The organism is Pseudomonas sp. CGJS7 (assembly GCF_036961695.1).
Genome location: NZ_JBAMDI010000301.1, coordinates 1 through 1,353, shown reverse-complemented (window position 1 = coordinate 1,353; position 1,353 = coordinate 1). Strand labels below are relative to the sequence as shown.

The following is a 1,353-nucleotide window of genomic DNA, read 5'->3' as shown; positions in this document are numbered from 1 at the left end:
CCAATGATGCGGTCAACAAAAAGCAACTCGACGCCGTGGCTTCCAGCACGACGCAAGTCAGCGAGCGTGCGATCAAGTACGACTGGAACGACCTGGACGGCGACCAGCAGGTGGATCCCGGCGAAGTCGACTTTGGCAAGGCAACCTTCGCCGGACCGACCAGCTCCGATGGCGGTGTTACCGGTGGCACCAAGCTCAGCAATGTCGCCCAGGGCAGCGTCTCCGCGACCTCGACCGATGGGATCAACGGAGCGCAGCTGTACAACGTCGCTGGTCCTTCGGACGCCACTTACATCATCAACAACGGCCGCGGCGCCCGCTATGTCCGTACCAACGACACAGGCCTGCCTCTGGAGGATGCGCATGCGCAGGCGGCGGGGGCCACGGCAATGGGCTACAACGCCACTAGTTCGGCCAGCGACGCGGTTGCTATCGGCAAGAACGCCAAGGCCGGCCACGCGAACTCGGTGGCTTTGGGCGCGGGTGCGGCTACGACAGCGGGCGCGCAAACCGACTACAACGCGCCGTATGTCGGCAGCAGCAACTCGACCGGCCAAGTTAACGTCGGCGGCCGCACGATTGGCGGCGTCGCAGCCGGCATCGCGGCCGATGATGCGGCGAATGTCGGTCAGGTGCAGGCGGGTGTTAACCACGCAATCTCCGAGTCGAAGAGCTACACCGATTCGCAAATCGGCGCTGTCGCCGGCGCGGTGCACAACAACGACAATCGCATCACCGTCGTCGAAGGAGATGTAACCAACCTCGAGAAGGGCGCGGCCGGGATGTTCCAAGTTAGCCAGGACAACACCGCGGCCCCCTCGGCTACCGGTACTAACTCCGCGGCTGGCGGTGCTGGCGCGAAGGCCACCGGTAACGGCAGCATCGCCCTCGGCAACGACAGCGGAGCGGCCGGTTCGGGTTCCACCGCGGTAGGCAGCGGCGCGCAAGCCATTTCGGAAAACTCGGTAGCGATCGGTAAGGGTTCGCTGGCCAATCAGGACAACACCGTCTCGGTCGGTGCCGCGGGACAGGAGCGTAAGATCACCAATGTTGCTGCTGGCCAGTCCGATACCGACGCGGTGAACGTCGCGCAGCTCAAGGGTTATCAGAGCGGCGGCGTACAGTACGACAAGAACCCCGACGGCAGCGTCAACCACGGCAGCCTAACCTTGAATTCCAACGGCCATGGACCGACGACGATCCACAACGTCGGCGCGGGTGTGGCGCCGACCGATGCAGTCAACGTCGATCAGTTGAATTCCGGGTTGTCCAACACGCTGAATCAGGCCAACAACTACACCGAGCAACGCGTCCAGAAGGTCGAAAGCGACGTGTGGGAATTGCGTCGCGAAA

General features: G+C 63.4%; 1 pseudogene. It reads left to right on the top strand.

Features of this window, described 5'->3' with window-relative positions:
* Positions 1-110: 110 nt before the first annotated feature.
* Positions 111-1,353 (top strand): annotated as a pseudogene (locus V7787_RS52790) (hypothetical protein); the annotation flags it as partial.